The 16,442-nt window shown below is 67.9% G+C and carries 18 protein-coding genes; 7 read left to right on the plus strand and 11 right to left on the minus strand.

Annotated elements, in window-relative coordinates; all coding sequences use genetic code 11:
* Nucleotides 1–64: 64 nt before the first annotated feature.
* Nucleotides 65–235, minus strand: coding sequence for a hypothetical protein (locus tag DQG15_RS18440; protein ID WP_198665177.1), 171 nt, complete (start codon nt 233–235; stop codon nt 65–67).
* Nucleotides 236–397: 162 nt separating this feature from the next.
* Nucleotides 398–598 carry a Flp family type IVb pilin gene (locus DQG15_RS16425; RefSeq protein ID WP_116087128.1) on the minus strand — a complete coding sequence of 67 codons (201 nt, stop codon included), beginning with the start codon at nt 596–598 and terminating at the stop codon, nt 398–400.
* A gap of 372 nt (nt 599–970) precedes the next feature.
* On the opposite strand from DQG15_RS16425, the gene DQG15_RS16430 reads away from it, so the two are divergent.
* Nucleotides 971–1,879: a lytic transglycosylase domain-containing protein gene (locus DQG15_RS16430; protein ID WP_116087130.1), complete on the plus strand. Its 909-nt coding sequence runs from the start codon at nt 971–973 to the stop codon at nt 1,877–1,879.
* Here the strand turns inward: DQG15_RS16430 and DQG15_RS16435 are convergent.
* From DQG15_RS16435 to DQG15_RS16470, 9 genes are all read right to left on the minus strand, one after another.
* Nucleotides 1,876–2,907, minus strand: a complete 1,032-nt coding sequence (locus tag DQG15_RS16435) for a lysylphosphatidylglycerol synthase transmembrane domain-containing protein (protein ID WP_157969026.1) — start codon at nt 2,905–2,907, stop codon at nt 1,876–1,878. The genes DQG15_RS16430 and DQG15_RS16435 overlap by 4 nt on opposite strands.
* A 139-nt stretch (nt 2,908–3,046) precedes the next feature.
* A complete protein-coding gene (locus DQG15_RS16440) occupies nt 3,047–3,673 on the minus strand; it encodes a CoA transferase subunit B (protein ID WP_116087135.1) in 627 nt (208 codons plus the stop codon).
* 19 nt (nt 3,674–3,692) lie between these two features.
* Nucleotides 3,693–3,836, minus strand: coding sequence for a hypothetical protein (locus DQG15_RS18270; RefSeq protein ID WP_157969027.1), 144 nt, complete (start codon nt 3,834–3,836; stop codon nt 3,693–3,695).
* 22 nt (nt 3,837–3,858) lie between these two features.
* A complete protein-coding gene (locus DQG15_RS16445; RefSeq protein ID WP_116087137.1) occupies nt 3,859–4,554 on the minus strand; it encodes a CoA transferase subunit A in 696 nt (231 codons plus the stop codon).
* Nucleotides 4,555–4,683: 129 nt separating this feature from the next.
* Nucleotides 4,684–5,559, minus strand: a complete 876-nt coding sequence (locus DQG15_RS16450; protein WP_157969028.1) for a hypothetical protein — start codon at nt 5,557–5,559, stop codon at nt 4,684–4,686.
* Complete coding sequence (locus DQG15_RS16455; protein WP_116087141.1) at nt 5,552–6,229, minus strand: FkbM family methyltransferase; 678 nt, start codon at nt 6,227–6,229, stop codon at nt 5,552–5,554. Before DQG15_RS16455 ends, DQG15_RS16450 begins: the two co-directional genes overlap by 8 nt.
* 84 nt (nt 6,230–6,313) lie before the next feature.
* Nucleotides 6,314–9,091: a type I DNA topoisomerase gene (topA, locus tag DQG15_RS16460; RefSeq protein WP_116087143.1), complete on the minus strand. Its 2,778-nt coding sequence runs from the start codon at nt 9,089–9,091 to the stop codon at nt 6,314–6,316.
* A gap of 117 nt (nt 9,092–9,208) precedes the next feature.
* Entirely contained in the window at nt 9,209–10,381 is a 1,173-nt protein-coding gene (gene dprA / locus DQG15_RS16465) for a DNA-processing protein DprA (protein ID WP_116087145.1), read from the minus strand.
* Between the two features lie 132 nt (nt 10,382–10,513).
* Nucleotides 10,514–11,935: a TldD/PmbA family protein gene (locus DQG15_RS16470; RefSeq protein WP_116087147.1), complete on the minus strand. Its 1,422-nt coding sequence runs from the start codon at nt 11,933–11,935 to the stop codon at nt 10,514–10,516.
* A 249-nt stretch (nt 11,936–12,184) separates the two neighbouring features.
* Here DQG15_RS16470 and coxB point away from each other — a divergent pair, with 249 nt between their 5' ends.
* From coxB to DQG15_RS16500, 6 genes are all read left to right on the plus strand, one after another.
* Entirely contained in the window at nt 12,185–13,093 is a 909-nt protein-coding gene (gene coxB, locus DQG15_RS16475; protein ID WP_116087149.1) for a cytochrome c oxidase subunit II, read from the plus strand.
* A 10-nt stretch (nt 13,094–13,103) separates the two neighbouring features.
* Nucleotides 13,104–14,066, plus strand: a complete 963-nt coding sequence (gene cyoE, locus DQG15_RS16480) for a heme o synthase (RefSeq protein ID WP_116087151.1) — start codon at nt 13,104–13,106, stop codon at nt 14,064–14,066.
* Nucleotides 14,063–14,269: a hypothetical protein gene (locus DQG15_RS16485; protein WP_116087153.1), complete on the plus strand. Its 207-nt coding sequence runs from the start codon at nt 14,063–14,065 to the stop codon at nt 14,267–14,269. Before cyoE ends, DQG15_RS16485 begins: the two co-directional genes overlap by 4 nt.
* 4 nt (nt 14,270–14,273) lie before the next feature.
* On the plus strand, nt 14,274–14,843 hold the full coding sequence (locus tag DQG15_RS16490; protein WP_232830897.1) for a cytochrome c oxidase assembly protein: 570 nt from the start codon (nt 14,274–14,276) through the stop codon (nt 14,841–14,843).
* Nucleotides 14,844–14,871: 28 nt separating this feature from the next.
* Nucleotides 14,872–15,663 carry a cytochrome c oxidase subunit 3 gene (locus tag DQG15_RS16495; protein ID WP_116087155.1) on the plus strand — a complete coding sequence of 264 codons (792 nt, stop codon included), beginning with the start codon at nt 14,872–14,874 and terminating at the stop codon, nt 15,661–15,663.
* A 102-nt stretch (nt 15,664–15,765) separates the two neighbouring features.
* On the plus strand, nt 15,766–16,437 hold the full coding sequence (locus tag DQG15_RS16500) for an SURF1 family protein (protein ID WP_116087157.1): 672 nt from the start codon (nt 15,766–15,768) through the stop codon (nt 16,435–16,437).
* Nucleotides 16,438–16,442 lie beyond the last annotated feature (5 nt).

Consider the following 16,442-nt stretch of genomic DNA (forward strand, 5'->3'; position numbering starts at 1 on the left):
GAGGCGACGTGTCGAGGTCCCGTGGCAGGGGGGCTCTAGTTGTCTCCAAGACGGGGGAGAGCGGTCAGCCGCCGGCGAGAAGCCCGGCGATCTTCGTGATGAAGGGGGACACGCCGGAGGTCACCAGAATGGCCGCGCCGATGCTCATCACGATGATGGCTCCGGTCAGCACGACCCAATCGACCGTCACTGCGCCGGTGTCGTCTCGCAGCGCTTTCAATAGCCACAGTTTCATGGCTGCTCCTTGCAACGGCCGGAACCGCATCATCCGGGCTCTACGAGCGGACCGGCTTCGCGCGTGATATTACGAAAGAAGGCCGCCGCGCATGTTTCGGCGCAGCGGCCTTTGTATTGTCCGTACGACCCCGGGGGCCGCACGGTGACTTACCAAGACTGATCAGCCGTCGCCGTCGCCGATCGATCCGGCAGTCGTCAGATCGGTTTCGATGCCATCGCCAAGCGTGTCCACGCCGGTGGAGACGACGGTCAGAACGGCAATGCCGATGCCCACGATGGCGGCGGTCAGGACGACCCAGTCGACGGTGACGGCACCATCTTCGTCGGCGCGGAAGGTCTTGATCAGGTTGACGAGTTTCATTTGGGTAATCCTCAATTTTCGGTCGCGTGGTTGCTCGATGTTACGGTGCCTCGGCGGGGTCGGTGCCTGAGCGGTTCTCTCTCAACCGCCTCGGTGTCCGTCTCGGCATGACGCCAATAAGCCTTTGGATTGAGGCGCGACTTTGTCGTCTATCCGTCCATTTCTTAGCCGCGGGAGTAAAACCTGAAATATCATATAAGCATCTGTTTATAATGGATATATGGGCGATTCTCGGCGTCAGGCGGCGAACCGAGCGGTGCATATTGGCAAGATTCTGTCGCGAATCCGGGCCGGTTGCCTCTTTTGGCTGGCCTGGCGGGGCTGAGTCGCGCGACCTTTCCTCCGACGAGATTCCCAGAAAAGGAGGGGCCCATGTCGCCACTCCACACCGCCTGGCCCATCGTGCTGATCCTCTGCGCGGGATCCGTGGCCGCCCAAGACGACGCAGGAACGGCTCCGCAGCCCCTCGTTTCGGAGGCCGCCGCCCTGCCTTCGCCGCCGCCGCCGAAGGACTTCACCTTCAAGCGCGTGCGCGTGGGCACGCCTGTCGCGGGCCGGCGCATCACCATCCAGATCGACCCCGAGGAGCAGCGCGCGCTTCTGGCCGCGCGGCCGGCACTGCCGGAGAAATCGGCGGTCGGCGACGCCCCGGCTCCCGGCGCGGTCCCGAGCCCGGCCAAGCCCGCGGCCCATGCGTGGTTCTGGACGCAGCTGTCCCCCGGGTTCGACGGCATCGGCCCCGGCCGGCTCGACGCCGCTCTCGCCGCGCTCGATTCCACGCAAGGCTCTTCCGTGCGCCGTCCGCGCCTCCAGCATCTCCAGACCATAGCCGAGCGGCATGGGACGGACATCCTGCGCGCCACCATCGGCACGCAGGTCTCCCCCGCCTTCGCGCTTGCGGTGATCGGGGTAGAAAGCGCGGGGCGGACCGATGCCGTCTCCCACGCCGGCGCGACGGGGCTCATGCAGCTCATGCCGGACACCGCGACGCGCTTCGGCGTCACCGATTCCCGTGATGCCGCCCAGAACATCCGTGGCGGCGTCGCCTATCTCGACTGGCTCCTGTCGGAGTTCGGACGCGATCCGCTCCTTGCGCTCGCCGGCTACAATGCGGGCGAAGGCGCGGTGAGGGAGCATGACGGCGTGCCGCCCTATGCCGAGACGCGGGATTACGTGCCGAAGGTGCTGGCGGCGTGGAGCGTGGCCAAGGGCCTGTGTGTGACACCGCCGCTATACATCTCGGATGGCTGCGTCTTCCGCGTCTCCGCGGCAGGCGGCTAGCGGGTCGGAAGAGCCTCTGCCTCGCGCTCCCGCTTGATCCGGCGCGACACGCGCTCCGCGTAGGGCAGCACGACGAGGCCCATCAGGACGGCGAACCACATGGTCGTCAGGCGGATCACGGCGGTCGCGGCGATCGCCGGCCCCATGGCGACGCCCTGCAGCCGCATCAGCGCGATCATCGACGCTTCCGCACCGCCGAGGCCGCCCGGCGCTCCGGTCAGGCCGCCGGCAAAGGTCGCGAAGACGAATATGCCGATGGCGGAGGGCAGGCCGATATCGGCGCCGATCCAGGTCAGGATGAGATAGAGCTCTACCCCCTCGATGGCCCATCCGATCGTGCCGTAGAGCACGCCCGGGATGAACACGCGGGGGGAGGAGAAGCGCTGTAGGGAGCGGGCGGCGGAGCGGGCGCGGGCAAAGAGGCGCGGGCGGACGGCGAGGACCCGGTAGCTCCACGTGACGAGCCCGCCGATCACCGAAGGCCGCGTGAGCACCACGGCCACGATCGCGGCGATGATGGCGGCCGGCACCGCTCCGGCCATCCCGGCGGCGGACAGCGCCAGCATGCCCGCGAGGATGAGCGCCATCGCGGCAAGGTCGGCGGCGCGATCCACCAGGATGAGCGGCGCTGTGCGGTCCATCGGCCATCCCGTCTCCCGCGCGAGCCAGCGCAGCCGGATCACCTCGCCGAGACGGCCGGGTGTCACCGTCATCGCGAGGCCGCCCGCGAAATGACGCGCATCGCGGCGGCGGCCCCTCGGCAGCCCGAGCGCGCGGCTGAAGACGTACCACCTGAGGCCGCGGAAGATGTAGTTGGCCACGGTGAGGCCGAGCAGCACGGCGATCTGCCAGAACTCCAGCTTTCCGAGTTGCGCAAAGGAGTCCTCCCAGCCCGTCGCCGTGGCCATCGCGACGAATCCCGCGATGACCGCGCCGACGAGGAGGATCGTGACGATCGTCGTTCCGGCGCGGCGGATGCCGAAGCGTCCCCGTCGGCGGGGCTTGAGATCTTGCGGAGGCGTGGTCATCGGGCGGATCTGTAGCCGGGAAGCGGCCATGGCTCCATATGTCGCGAACGCGCGTTCGGCGAAAGGTCGGCGGGCGCGCGCGCCCGGACCACATGCAAATCGGCCACGCCGTCCGGAGCCCGGGGCGCGGTGCGGCGGGTCAGATGATATGCGCCTCCGTGGCGGCGCGGATGTCGTCCTCGGTCACGCCGTCGGCGATCTCGACGATCTTCAGCCCGCCCTCGACCACATCGAGCACACCGAGGTTGGTGATCACGCGGTTCACGACGCCGGTGCCGGTCAGGGGCAGCGTGCACGACTTGAGCAGCTTGCTCTCGCCGGCCTTGTTCTGATGGTCCATCACCACGATCACGCGGCGCACGCCGGCGACGAGGTCCATCGCGCCGCCCATCCCCTTCACGAGCTTCCCGGGGATCATCCAGTTCGCGAGATCGCCGTTCTCGGCGACTTCCATGGCCCCGAGGATCGCCATCGCGATCTTGCCGCCCCGGATCATCCCGAAGGAGGTCGCGCTGTCGAAATAGGCGGTCTTGTCGATCTCCGTCACGGTCTGCTTGCCAGCGTTGATGAGGTCGGGATCCTCCTCGCCCTCGATCGGGAAGGGGCCCATGCCGAGCATTCCGTTCTCCGATTGCAACGTCACCTCGACGCCGTCGGGAATGTAGTTCGCCACCAGCGTGGGGATGCCGATGCCGAGATTCACGTACATCCCGTCTTCGAGTTCGGCCGCGGCGCGGGCGGCCATCTGATCGCGGTCCCAGGGCATGGGATCTCCTACCTAGTCGCTACGTTGTCTTCATGGGGCCGACACGCGGAATGTCGACCGTGACGATGGTGCCGTTCGCGCCGCCGGTGACGTCCAGCGATCCGGTAAGGTCCGGCGCATCAGCGACGCTGATCGAATGTCCGTCGGATCGATGTCGCGTCATGGACCGCTCCGTCGGCGCCGGATCACGCCGCGCGGGTCGTGCGCTTCTCGATACGCTTCTCGTGATCACCCTGGATCAGGCGATGGACATAGACGCCGGGCAGGTGGATCTCGTCCCCGTCCAGCTCGCCGCGCGGCACGATTTCCTCCACCTCGGCGACGCAGACACGTCCGCACATCGCGGCCGGCGGATTGAAGTTCCGCGCGGTCTTGCGGAAGACGAGGTTTCCGGTCTCGTCGGCCTTCCATGCCTTGACGATGGCGAGGTCAGCGAAGATCCCGCGCTCGAGGATGTAGGTCTCCCCGTCGAAGTCCTTGTGTTCCTTGCCCTCTGCGATCTGGGTGCCGACGCCGGTCTTTGTGTAGAAGCCGGCGATGCCGGCGCCGCCGGCGCGCATCCGTTCGGCGAGCGTGCCCTGCGGGTTGAATTCGAGCTCGAGCTCGCCGGACAGGTATTGCCGCATGAACTCGGCATTCTCGCCCACATAGGAGCTCATCATCTTCTTCACCTGCCGCGTCTCGAGGAGGATGCCGAGGCCGAAATCGTCCACGCCGGCATTGTTCGACGCGACGGTCAGGTCCTTCGTCCCCGCATCGCGGATCGCCGAGATCAGGAGTTCCGGAATGCCGCAGAGGCCGAACCCGCCCGCCGCGATGAGCATCCCGTCGAAAAGGAGGCCGTCGAGCGCGTCGAAGGCGGTGTCGTAGACTTTTTTCATTCCGCGTCCCTTGAGCTTGCCGCGGGCGGCATATTCACAGCGTCGCCAAGCCAAGTCAACGACGGCCCCCGTTTGTTCGCCGGGGCGGCATGGCCCCGTGCGGCGCGGGCGCGAAGCTCTTCCGTCGCGTCAGAAAACGCCCTCGTACCGGCTGGGCAGGCGGCGCAGGCGTTTGTTGTCGCGGTGGTGCAGGATGTAGAGATCGTCGTGCATCTTCTTGAGCTGCATCGCGTTGCGCATCATCCCCGGCTTCTCGATCTTGGCGAGTTCCTCGTCCATCGTATCGCGCCGGTAGAGGGAGAGGTGGTCCCCCTCGGAGCGCCATGTCCGACCGCCGAGGCCGGGGATGAGATCGCCCGTCGAATCGTCCGTCACGAGGCTCAGCCGCGCGTCGGCGCGCTCCCGGTAGATGCCCTCGTCGAAGAGGCGCAGGTGGAACAGCGTGAGCGCGGGATCGAGGACGTACTTGCGATTGCAATTGTGTCCGCCGGACCCCCACCGGATCGGTTCGGACACGATGCAGGGCTTGGCGTACCACGAGGTGAAGGCGAAGTAGCGCCGCTGCCCGAGGATCGGCCGGGCCGGATCGTAGGGCAGGGGCTCCCGGTCCGGGACGTGGACGAGGTCCACCCCCATCGGCGCGACGACGGGATCGGTCAGCCCGCAGATATACTCCACCGGAGAGGCCGCGACCTCCGGATCGACGGTGATGATCTCGTCCACATCGGTGTAGAGCGCCCGGCCGAACTGGTAGGTTAGTCCGCTCACGATCTGGGAGACCATGCGCCAGCGCAGCTGCTCGCTCTCCGGACTCGGCTCGGGGCGGCGTATCCGCATCGTGTTGCACCCCTCCGCCATCGCCTCGAAGCGCTCGTAATTGGCATGCATCAGCACGAAGATGTTGGACCGCGGCAGGAAACGGGTCCAGTGGCGCAGGAAGATATCGAGATAGACGTCGTCGTCGTACACCATGGTGACGACGGCGAGGGGCGGCATGTCAGTCACGGGAGGGCCTTCGGAAGATCGCGACGCGCGGCGTGCGCCCCGCCTCGATGTCGGGATGGAGGCCCGCGCCGATAAGGGCGGCGAAAAGCGCGCCCATCCGTGCAAGGCCTCCGGGAGTAGGGTGCAGTTCCATGATCACGAGGTCGAGCGGCGCGAGGTTCATGGCAGGGATGATCGCGTGCTCCGCCCCTTCGATGTCGCACAGAAGCACGTTCGCGGCGCTCTCCCGGACCAGCTCGTCGATGCCGATCAGCGGGATGGAGACGGTCTCGGTGAGGTTCGGGGTCTCCGGATCGAAGGAGGACGCCCAGAAGTCCCTCGAGAGGTGGAAGGGGGCGGTGCCGCCGCCCTCGGCTGCGACTGCGCCGATGCGCAGGTCGATCCCCGGGCAGTCGTTGATCCGGTGCGTATGCCGGATCGTGCTCTCCATCGACGGGTTCGCCTCGATGCTGGTGACGCGGTCCGGCCCGGTGATCCGTGCGGCAGCGACGCCGATCACGCCGCAGCCGGCGCCGAGTTCGAGAATCCTGTCGCCCGCGCGGACAAGATCCGCGACGGCCTGACGTTCCGGTCGTTCGTAGCGGCCCCGGCCCATGGCCCGCCGGAGGGCCGGGCTGAAGGCGCCGTGCGGATCCTCGACCCGGATTCCGTCCAGATCCCAAGTGTCCATGTTGCCTCGATCAGCTCATTGCGATCCGACCCTGCGGCAAGGCGGCGCTCCCATGCAAGCCGCAGGGACCGCCTCGCCCGGGTCTCACTCGTCCGACGGCTTCTCCGCGGCGGGTTTTTTCGCCGCCGGCTTCTTGGCAGCCGGCTTCTTCGCCGCCGTCGACTTGGTCGCAGTAGACTTGCTCGCCGCGGACTTTGCGGCAGGCTTCTTCGCCGGCGCCTTCTTTGCAGGCGTCTTCTTGGCTGCCGTCTTGGCGGGGGCCTTGCGCTTGGTACCCTTCTTGGCCGCCTTCTCGGCGATCCATTCGAGCGCCTGCTCCATGGTCACGTCCTGCGGATCGGTGCCCTTGGGGATCGTGGCATTGACCTTTTCCCACTTCACGTAAGGCCCGTAGCGACCGTCAAGCACTGCGATCGCGCCGCCATCGGGGTGATCGCCCAGCTCCTTCAGGGGTTTGGCCGCCGCGCGACCCCGCCCGCCGCGGCCGGCGGCCTTCTGTGCCAGCACTTCGACGGCCCGGTTCATCCCGATCTCGAAGACCTCCGACACCTCCGGCAGGTTCGCGTAGAGCTTGCCGTGGCGGACGAAGGGCCCATACCTGCCGATCCCGGCGACGACCATCTCGCCGTCCTCCGGATGGGGGCCGACCTCGCGCGGAAGGTTCAGCAGCATGACCGCCTTGCCGAGATCCATGTCCTCGACGGCCCAGCCCTTCGGCAGGGAGGCCCGCGGGGGCTTCGGTTCTTCCTCCGTCGGCTCGCCGCGCTGGACGTAGGGGCCGAAGCGCCCGTCCCTCAGGGTGATCTTGTCGCCCTGATCGTCGCCCAGGTACTTGCCGTCCGGACCGATCCCGCTCTCCTCGGTCCCCGGAGGGCCGAAGGGTCGGGTGTAACGGCAGTCCGGGTAGTTCGAGCAGCCGATGAAGGCGCCGCCGGAGCGCGCCGTGCGCATCGAGAGCTTGCCCGCGCCGCAATTGGGGCAGAGGCGCGGGTCGGTCCCGTCCGCGTTCGGCGGGAAGAGATGCGGCTCGAGGACCTCGTTGATCTTGTCCAGCACTTCCGTGATCCGAAGTTCGGAGGTCTCCTCGATCGCGGCGTGGAAGTCCTTCCAGAAGTTAGTCAGCACATCCTTGTAATCGGCCTCGCCGGCGGAGACGTGGTCGAGCTGATCCTCGAGTTCGGCGGTGAAGTCGTACTGAACGTAGCGGCGGAAGTAATTCTCGAGGAAGGCGGTCACGAGCCGGCCCTTGTCCTCGGGAATGAGCCGGTTCTTGTCCTTCCGGACGTATTCGCGGTCCTGGATCGTCGTGACGATGGAGGCGTAGGTGGAGGGGCGGCCGATCCCGAGCTCCTCCATCCGTTTCACCAGCGTCGCCTCGGTGTAGCGGGCCGGCGGCTGGGTGTGGTGCTGAAGGCCGATGACGGAGGCATCGTCCGACAGGACCGCCGCCGCGTGGGCCCGCGCGGCCCCGTCGCCAGAGCCGCTCTCGGGCCGTGCCTTCTCGAACGCGGCCTCCTGCGCGCCCTTCGCGCGGGCCAGCGTGTCGCCCTCGGTCAGCTGCGGCAGCCGCTTGTCGTCACCCTCGACCGGCTCGTCGCGTCCTTCCTCGTAGACCTTCAGGAAGCCGTCGAAGAGGATCACCTGGCCCGTGGCGCGGAGGCCGACCTGTTTGTCCGCGCTCGCAATCTCCACCGTGGTGCGCTCGAGCCGCGCCGCTTCCATCTGGCAGGCGATGGTGCGCTTCCAGATCAGATCGTAGAGCTTGCGCTGGTCCGGCTCGGAGATGCGCACCTTGTCGGGCCGCGCCATCATGTCCGTCGGCCGGATGCACTCGTGCGCCTCCTGCGCGTTCTTCGCCTTGTTCTTGTACATCCGCGGCGACTTGGGGACGTAGGTCTCTCCGTACATCTCCTTGATCGCGTCGCGGGCGGACATGACCGCCTCGGGCGCCATGTCGATCCCGTCCGTCCGCATGTAGGTGATGAGACCGGCCTCATAGAGGCGCTGCGCCGTGCTCATCGCGGCCCGGGCGCCCATGCCGAACTTGCGGGAGGCCTCCTGCTGCAGCGTTGAGGTCATGAACGGCGCCGAGGGATTTCGCGTCGCGGGCTTGGCCTCGACGCTCGCCACCTTGAGATCGCGGGAGGAGACGGCCTGCACCGCCATCTCGGCATCGGTCGCGTTGCCAAGATCGTACCGGTCCAGCTTCTTGCCGCCGAGGACCGACAGGCGCGCTTCGAACTCCTGGCCGCGCGGCGTCGTCAGGCCCGCGGCGACGGACCAGTATTCGCGCGGCTGGAACGCCTCGATCTCCATCTCGCGCTCGACGATGAGCCGCAGGCAGACCGACTGCACGCGCCCGGCGGACTTCGCCCCCGGAAGCTTCCGCCAGAGGACCGGAGAGAGGTTGAAGCCGACGAGGTAGTCCAGCGCGCGGCGGGCGAGGTAGGCATGGACCAGCTCCATGTCGACCTGCCGCGGGTTCTGCATCGCGGTCGTCACGGCGTTCTTGGTGATCGCGTTGAAGACGACGCGCGCCACCGGCGTGTCCTTCTTCACCGCGCGGCGGCTCGTGAGCGCCTCGAGGAGGTGCCAGGAGATGGCCTCGCCTTCGCGATCGGGGTCGGTCGCGAGGATCAGTTCGTTGTCGTCCTTGAGCGCGTCGGCGATCGCCTTGACGTGCTTCTTGCTGTCGGTCGCGACCTCCCATCGCATGTCGAAGTCGTGATCGGGATCGACCGATCCGTCCTTCGGCGGCAGATCCCTGACGTGACCGTAGGAGGCGAGGACGGTGTAGTCGTTGCCGAGATAGCTGTTGATTGTCTTGGCTTTGGCCGGAGATTCGACGACGACGACTGGCATTGCGGATCAATCCTGCGGGGGCTTTGCGAATGGCGGCGGACCATGTGGCGGCGGCGGCCTCATTGTCAATGCGATGACTGACGCCGGCGCGGGTGCGATGACCGAAGCCGGCGCCGGCTAGCCCTTGCGCCGGGCGAGTAGGCCGCCCGGGAGACGCTCCACCTCGCCGCCGAGCTCCAGCGCCACCAGCGCGGCGCCGACCTGCCGCGCAGGTAAGCCTAGATCGCGGATCACCTGATCCTCGGCGACGGGGGAGGGGCCGAGGAGGGCCAGAATGCGGGTCCGGACCACGGCCTCGCCGGAATCGGGGGTCTGCCGGGCGACCGGGGGCGCGGTCCTTGTCGGACCAGCCTCCGCCTTGCCCTTGTCCCGCGCCGTCTCGCCCTTCCGGCAGGAGAGCGGGGTCAGCGCCTCCATGACGTCCTCCACCCGCCGGATCAGCGTCGCGCCCTCGCGGATGAGCAGGTTGCAGCCCTCGGCCCTGCCGTCGAGCGGGTGGCCGGGAACGGCCAGGACGTCCCGCCCCAGCTCACCGGCATTGCGCGCCGTGATCAGGCTGCCGGACCGTGCCGCTGCCTCGATCACGAGAACCGCCTCAGCGAGTGCCGCCACCAGCCGGTTGCGGCGCGGAAAATGCCGAGCCTGGGGCCGCATGCCGCAGGGCATCTCGGACAGGATGAGGCCGGAGGACGCGATCTGGTCCGTCAGCTCCGCATTCTCCTTGGGATAGACCACGTCCACCCCGCCGGCGACGACCGCAACGGTCCCTGTCTGCAACGCGCAGCGATGGGCCTCGGCGTCGATCCCGCGGGCAAGGCCGGACACGATGGTCAGGCCCTCCGCCGCAAGCTCGCCGCACAGCTTCCGCGCCATGCGCAGCCCGAGGGACGACGCGTTCCGCGCGCCGACAACGGCTACGGATCGCCGAAAGAGGCAGGGTAGTCCGGGACCGCGGGCCCAGAGCATGGGCGGCGCTTCGGCGAGATCGGCCAGCCCCGGCGGCCAATCCGGATCGCCCTCGTGGATCAGCCGTGCGCCGGCGGCACGGCCGGCCTCCAGCTCGGCCTCGGCCTCGCCGCGGGAGCAGGGGCGGTACTCCCCCATTCCGGCCTTCCGGGCGATGCCGGGAAGGGCGTCGAGGGCGGCGTGGGGATCGCCGCCGCTCTGATGCAGGAGCCGGCGGTAGGTCTTGGGTCCTACGCGCCGGGAGCGCAAGAGACGGAGGCGCGCCAGCCTATCTCCTTCCGGGGTGGGTGGTGCGAGGGGGGGTGGGGAAGAAAACAAGTCCATCCGGCGCTCCCCGTCTCTTGCAGGAACAGGGCTAGCGTGATTCCGGTTAATCCCAAGTTAACGTCAGCCGGCTTCCTGCCTGCCGCCGGTCTTTCTCCAGACCCTTTCCGCTGGCGTCCCAGACGGCACCCCTCAGCCCGCCGCCGATCCGCCGACGGTCAGCCCGCCGATCATCAGCGTCGGCTGGCCGACGCCCACCGGCACCCACTGACCGGCCTTGCCGCAGTTGCCGATTCCGGGATCGAGGGACATGTCGTTGCCGATTCCGCGAATGTGGCTGAGCGCCGTCGCGCCGTCCCCGATCAGGGTCGCGCCCTTCACCGGCGCGCCGACCTTGCCGTTCTTCACCCGGTAGGCCTCGGTGCAGGAAAAGACGAACTTGCCGGAGGTGATATCCACCTGACCGCCGCCGAAGCCCACGGCATAGAGCCCGTCCCCGAGGCTCGCCAGGATGTCCGCGGGGTCGCTGTCGCCGCCCAGCATCACCGTGTTCGTCATCCGCGGCATGGGCGTGTGCGCGAAGCTCTCCCGGCGTCCGTTGCCGGTGCTCCCGGTTCCCATCAGCCGGCCGTTCTGGCGGTCCTGCATGTAGGCTTTCAGGATACCGTCCTCGATCAGGACCGTACGCCCCGAAGGCGTGCCCTCGTCGTCCACCGTGATGGAGCCGCGGCGATCCGGGATCGTCCCGTCATCCACCACCGTGACGCCGGGCGCGGCGATACGCTGCCCCATCAGGCCCGCGAAGGCGCTGGACCGCTTGCGGTTGGCATCGCCTTCGAGGCCGTGGCCGATGGCCTCGTGCAGCAGGATGCCCGGCCAGCCGGGCCCGAGCACCACGTCCATCACGCCGGCGGGAGCGGCCTCCGCACGGAGGTTCACGCGGGCGATGCGCAGCGCTTCCCGCGCGACCGGCTCCCAGCTGTCCCGCGCAATCAGGCCGGTCAGGCCCACCCGGCCGCCGCCGCCCATGCCGCCCTGCTCGCGCCGGCCGTTCTCCTCGACGATCACGGAGATGTTGATCCGGCTCATGGGGCGGATATCGGCCACGCGCAGCCCGTCCGGGCGCAGGATCTCGACCTCCTGAAGCCCCGCCGCGACGGAGGCGGAGACTTGGACCACGCGCGGATCGAGGTCCCTCAGGAAGGCGTCGATCTCCCGCAGCGTCTCCACTTTCACGCCGAAACTCGCCCCGGCGATCGGGTCGTCGTCTCCGTAGAGTTTCCGGTTGGTGGGCAGGGGGCTGTCCGCCAGGACGCCGCCGCCATCGCCGACGGCGAGCCGCGCCGTTTCCGCCGCGCGCTTCAAGGCGGCCTCCGAGATCTCGGTCGAGTGGGCATAGCCCGCGGTCTCTCCCTTCACCGCGCGCAGGCCAAAGCCCTCGGCGGCATCGTAGGAGGCGGTCCTCAGGCGTCCGTCGTCGAAGGCGAGGACCTCTGAACGGCGCCGCTCGAGGAACAGCTCCCCGTCCTCGGCGCCGTCGGTGGCACTGCGGAGCAGCGACAGGGCGGCGCCTTCGTCGAGCCGCGTGTCGAAGGGGCGGAAATCATCGGGCATTGGACGGGTCCTTCCGGGAGGTGATGGTCGTCGGGCGTCGGATCTGCCCTGCCGTCCCGGGAGCGGACGTGGGCAGGGCGCGCCGCCGCATGCGACGCCGGGTCCCACACCCGGCGCTTGAGACGGTTCGCGTAATATGGTCTAGAGCGCCGGAGACACCAAGGGGCCGGTCCGCCGCGCTGTTGCGCCGGGGACGGCTGCACTAGGCCGGCGCGAGGCCAGCGCCGCCACGTACGGGATGAGAGAGCCATGAAGTTAGCGACCCTCACCGGCTTTATTGCCGCTTCCTTCACTGCACTGGCGGCGCCCGGTCTTGCGCGGGCACAGGACGCCATGAGCGAGGCCACCGAGGGTCTGCCGATCATCGGCGCACCGGCGCAAGGTGGAATCGGGTTCCAGCCCGCCGCGACCTCGCTTGCGCAGGACATTCACTGGCTCGACGGCATGCTGCTGTGGATCATCGGCGGCATCGTCGTGTTCGTCACGCTGCTGCTCGCGGCCGTGCTCGTCCTCTACAACCGCCGCCGCAACCCCACGCCGGCCGGGTTCACCCACAACACCCCGCTGGAGATCGGCTGGACGCTCGTTCCGATCCTGATCCTCGTCTTCATCGGTGCCTTCTCCCTCCCGGTCCTGTTCAACCAGCAGGAAATCCCGGAGGCCGACATCACCATCAAGGTGACCGGCTACCAGTGGTACTGGGGGTACGAGTACCCCGACGAGGGAATCGGGTTCGACAGCTACATGATCGGCTCCGCCCAGCAGAACATGCTGACCGAGGAGACGAGCGCCGCTCTCGCCGAGGCCGGCTATACTGATGCCGAATTCAAGCTCGCGACGGACACCGCTGTCGTCGTTCCGACCGGAGCCACCGTGGTGATGCAGATCACCGGCGCGGACGTGATCCACTCCTGGACCATCCCGGCCTTCGGCGTGAAACAGGATGCCGTGCCCGGTCGTCTGGCCGAGCTGTGGTTCGAGCCGGAGGTCGAGGGCGTCTATTTCGGCCAGTGCTCCGAGCTGTGCGGGATCAGCCACGCCTACATGCCGATCACCGTGAAGGTCGTGAGCCCCGAGAACTACGAACTCTGGCTCGAGGGCGCCCGCGAGGAATATGCCGGCATCCCCGCGACCCGCACCCTCGCTTCCGCGGAGTGACAGGCAGCGCATGAGCGACGCGTCCCTTCATAGCACCCCGATCTCCGGCGCCGCCGCGGGCGAGCCGGAGCTTCGGGACTACTTCGCGCTCCTGAAGCCGCGGGTGATGACGCTCGTCGTCTTCACCGCGCTGGTCGGGCTCGTCGTGGCGCCGGTTCCGGTGCATCCCTTCGTGGCGGCGGTCTCGATCCTCTTCATCGCGGTCGGCGGCGGGGCCGCCGGCGCCCTGAACATGTGGTGGGATGCCGATATCGACGCGAAGATGCGCCGCACCGCGCGCCGGCCCGTCCCGTCCGGGCGGGTGTCGCCCGGGGAGGCGCTGGGCCTCGGACTTGCCCTGTCCGGCATCTCCGTCGTCATGCTGGGCCTTGCGTCCAACATCGCCGCAGGCCTCTTCCTCGCCTTCACGATCTTCTTCTATGCCGTCATCTACACGATGTGGCTGAAGCGCTGGACCCCGCAGAACATCGTCATCGGCGGGGCCGCCGGGGCCTTCCCGCCCGCGGTCGGCTGGGTCGCGGCCACGGGGGGGCTGTCCCTCGAGCCGATCCTGCTGTTCCTGACGGTCTTTCTCTGGACGCCGCCGCACTTCTGGGCGCTCGCCCTCTTCGTGAAGAGCGACTATGCCGATGCCGGCGTGCCGATGCTGACCGTCACCCACGGGCCGGACAGCACCCGCCGCCACATCATCGCCTATGCCCTGATCCTCGCTGTCCCGGCGCTCGCCATCGCGGCGACGCCGATCGGCGGCCCGGTCTATCTCGTCTCGTCCCTTGCGCTGAACGCGGCCTTCATCCGTGGCGCATGGATCGTCAGCCGGCGCAGCACGGCGGATGCGGAGGCGGATCATTTCGCGGCCGAGAAGGGGCTCTTCAAGCTGTCGCTCTATTACCTCTTCCTGCAGTTCGGCGCGCTCCTCATCGACGCGTCGCTGCGCTCCGCCGGCGTGCTGCCGGCCTGGGGCTGGCTATGATTCGCGCCGAGCACGAGCTGCACAAGCGCCGCCGCGGGCGGAACTTCGGCGTCGGCGCGCTTCTTCTCGGCTTCGCGGCCATCGTGTTCGGTCTGTCCGTGGTGAAGATCACCAATCTCGGGCCCACCGAAGGCTTCGACCATGTCGCGCGTCCGCAACTCGAGATGCGTGCGGCGGATCAGGATGCAGGGAACGGGGGCTGACGGGATGAGCAAGCACCGCATGGATCCCAAGCAGAAGACCGCCGCGATCGCGGTCGGCGTCATCGTGTTCATGGGCTCGATGGCCTGGGCCGCCGTGCCCATGTACAACCTGTTCTGCCGCGTCACCGGATACGGCGGCACAACCGCCACGGCCGAGGCCGGCTCCGACGTGATCCTCGACGAGACGATCACCGTCCGGTTCGATGGCAGCCGGGCCAAGGACATGCCGTGGGAGTTCAAGCCTGTTCAGAATCAGATGACCGTCCGCCTCGGCGAGACGAACATCGCCTTCTACGAGGCCTACAACCCGACCGATCGCGTCATCGCCGGCACCGCGACCTACAACGTCGCGCCGTTCGACGCGGGCGGGTTCTTCACCAAGATCGACTGTTTCTGCTTCACCGAGCAGGTGCTGCAGCCGGGACAGCGCGTGAACATGCCGGTGACGTTCTACGTCGATCCGGAGATCCGCGACGACCGCGACGCGAAGTGGACGCCGCACATCACGTTGTCCTATACGTTCTACGAAACCGACCTGCCGCAAGAGCACGCCGCTCTGGCCACTTCCAACTAGGGACAGACGGGTAAGGAACCGACCGCCAATGGCCCACGAAAAGAATCACGATTACCACATTCTCCCGCCGTCCATCTGGCCGCTTCTGAGCTCCGTGGGCGCGTTCATCATGCTGTTCGGCGCCGTGCTGTGGATGCACGGCTCCATGCCGTGGATGTTTGCCATCGGTGCGATCCTGACGGTCTACACCATGTTCGGCTGGTGGTCGGACGTCGTCGGCGAAAGCCGGGTCGGCGATCACACTCCCGTCGTGCGGATCGGCCTGCGCTACGGCTTCATCATGTTCATCATGTCCGAGGTGATGTTCTTCGCGGCGTGGTTCTGGTCGTTCTTCAAGCACGCCCTTTACCCGATGCAGACGTTCTCGGAAGGGCAGTGGCCGCCCCCGTCCATCGAGGTGTTCGACCCGTGGCACCTGCCGCTGATCAACACCCTCATCCTGCTGTGCTCCGGCGCGGCAGCGACCTGGGCGCACCATGCGCTGGTGCATGAGAACAACCGCAAGGACATGGCGTCGGGCCTTCTGCTCGCGGTCGGCCTCGGCATCCTCTTCACGTTCTTCCAGTTCTACGAGTACAGCCACGCCGCCTTCGGCTTCGCCGGCAACATCTACGGCGCCAACTTCTTCATGGCGACGGGCTTCCACGGTGCGCACGTCATCATCGGGACGATCTTCCTCTTCGTCTGCTACATTCGCCTGCGGATGGGGGATTTCACGCCCGAGAAGCATGTCGGCTTCGAGGCCGCCGCCTGGTACTGGCACTTCGTCGATGTGGTGTGGCTCTTCCTCTTCGCCGCGATCTACATCTGGGGCAGCTGATCGGGGGCCGTCCCGCGATCACCGCGATGACCTGACAGGGCCCCGCCCGCGCCATGGGCGCCGGCGGGGCCTCTTTTATTTCCGACAGCCGGATGACTTCCCGTGCGCTATCTCGCTCCCATTCTCATAGGTTTCCTCGGCGCCGCGGTCTTGTTCGGACTGGGCGTCTGGCAGCTCCAGCGACTGGACGAGAAGCTCGCGATCCTGGCGGAGATCGAGGCGCGCATCGCCGCCGATCCCGTCCCGCTGCCCGCCGAGCCCAATCAGCAGGCGGACCGCTTCCTGCCCGTGACGGCAGAAGGGCAGTTCGGGGAGGAGGAGCTCGACGTTCTGACCTCGCAGCCGCCCGAGGGCGCCGGGTATCGCGTCATCGCCCCGTTCGAGACAGGGGACGGCCGCCGCATCCTCGTCGACCGGGGCTTCATCGCGGAGGAGGACAAGGGCGCGGCGCGTCCCGGTGGCGAGACCGTCTCCCTCACGGGCAACCTGCACTGGCCGGACGAGACCGACGGCTTCACCCCAGAGCCCGACGAGGGCCGCGGCATCTGGTTCGCTCGCGACGTCGCCGCCATGGCCGCCGAGCTCGGGACGGAAGAGACCTTCATGGTCCTGCGAGACCCCGCCGGGAGCGGCGCGCCGCGTCCGATCCCGGTGGGCGTGGAGGGCATCCCGAACAATCACCTCGGCTACGCGATCCAGTGGTTCGGCCTCGGTATCGTCTGGCTGGGGATGACAGCGCTCTGGCTCTGGCGTATCAGGCGCCGCACCGATTGAGAGGG

The organism is Tropicimonas sp. IMCC34011 (genome assembly GCF_003390865.1).
Classification (GTDB): Bacteria; Pseudomonadota; Alphaproteobacteria; order Rhodobacterales; family Rhodobacteraceae; genus Tropicimonas_B.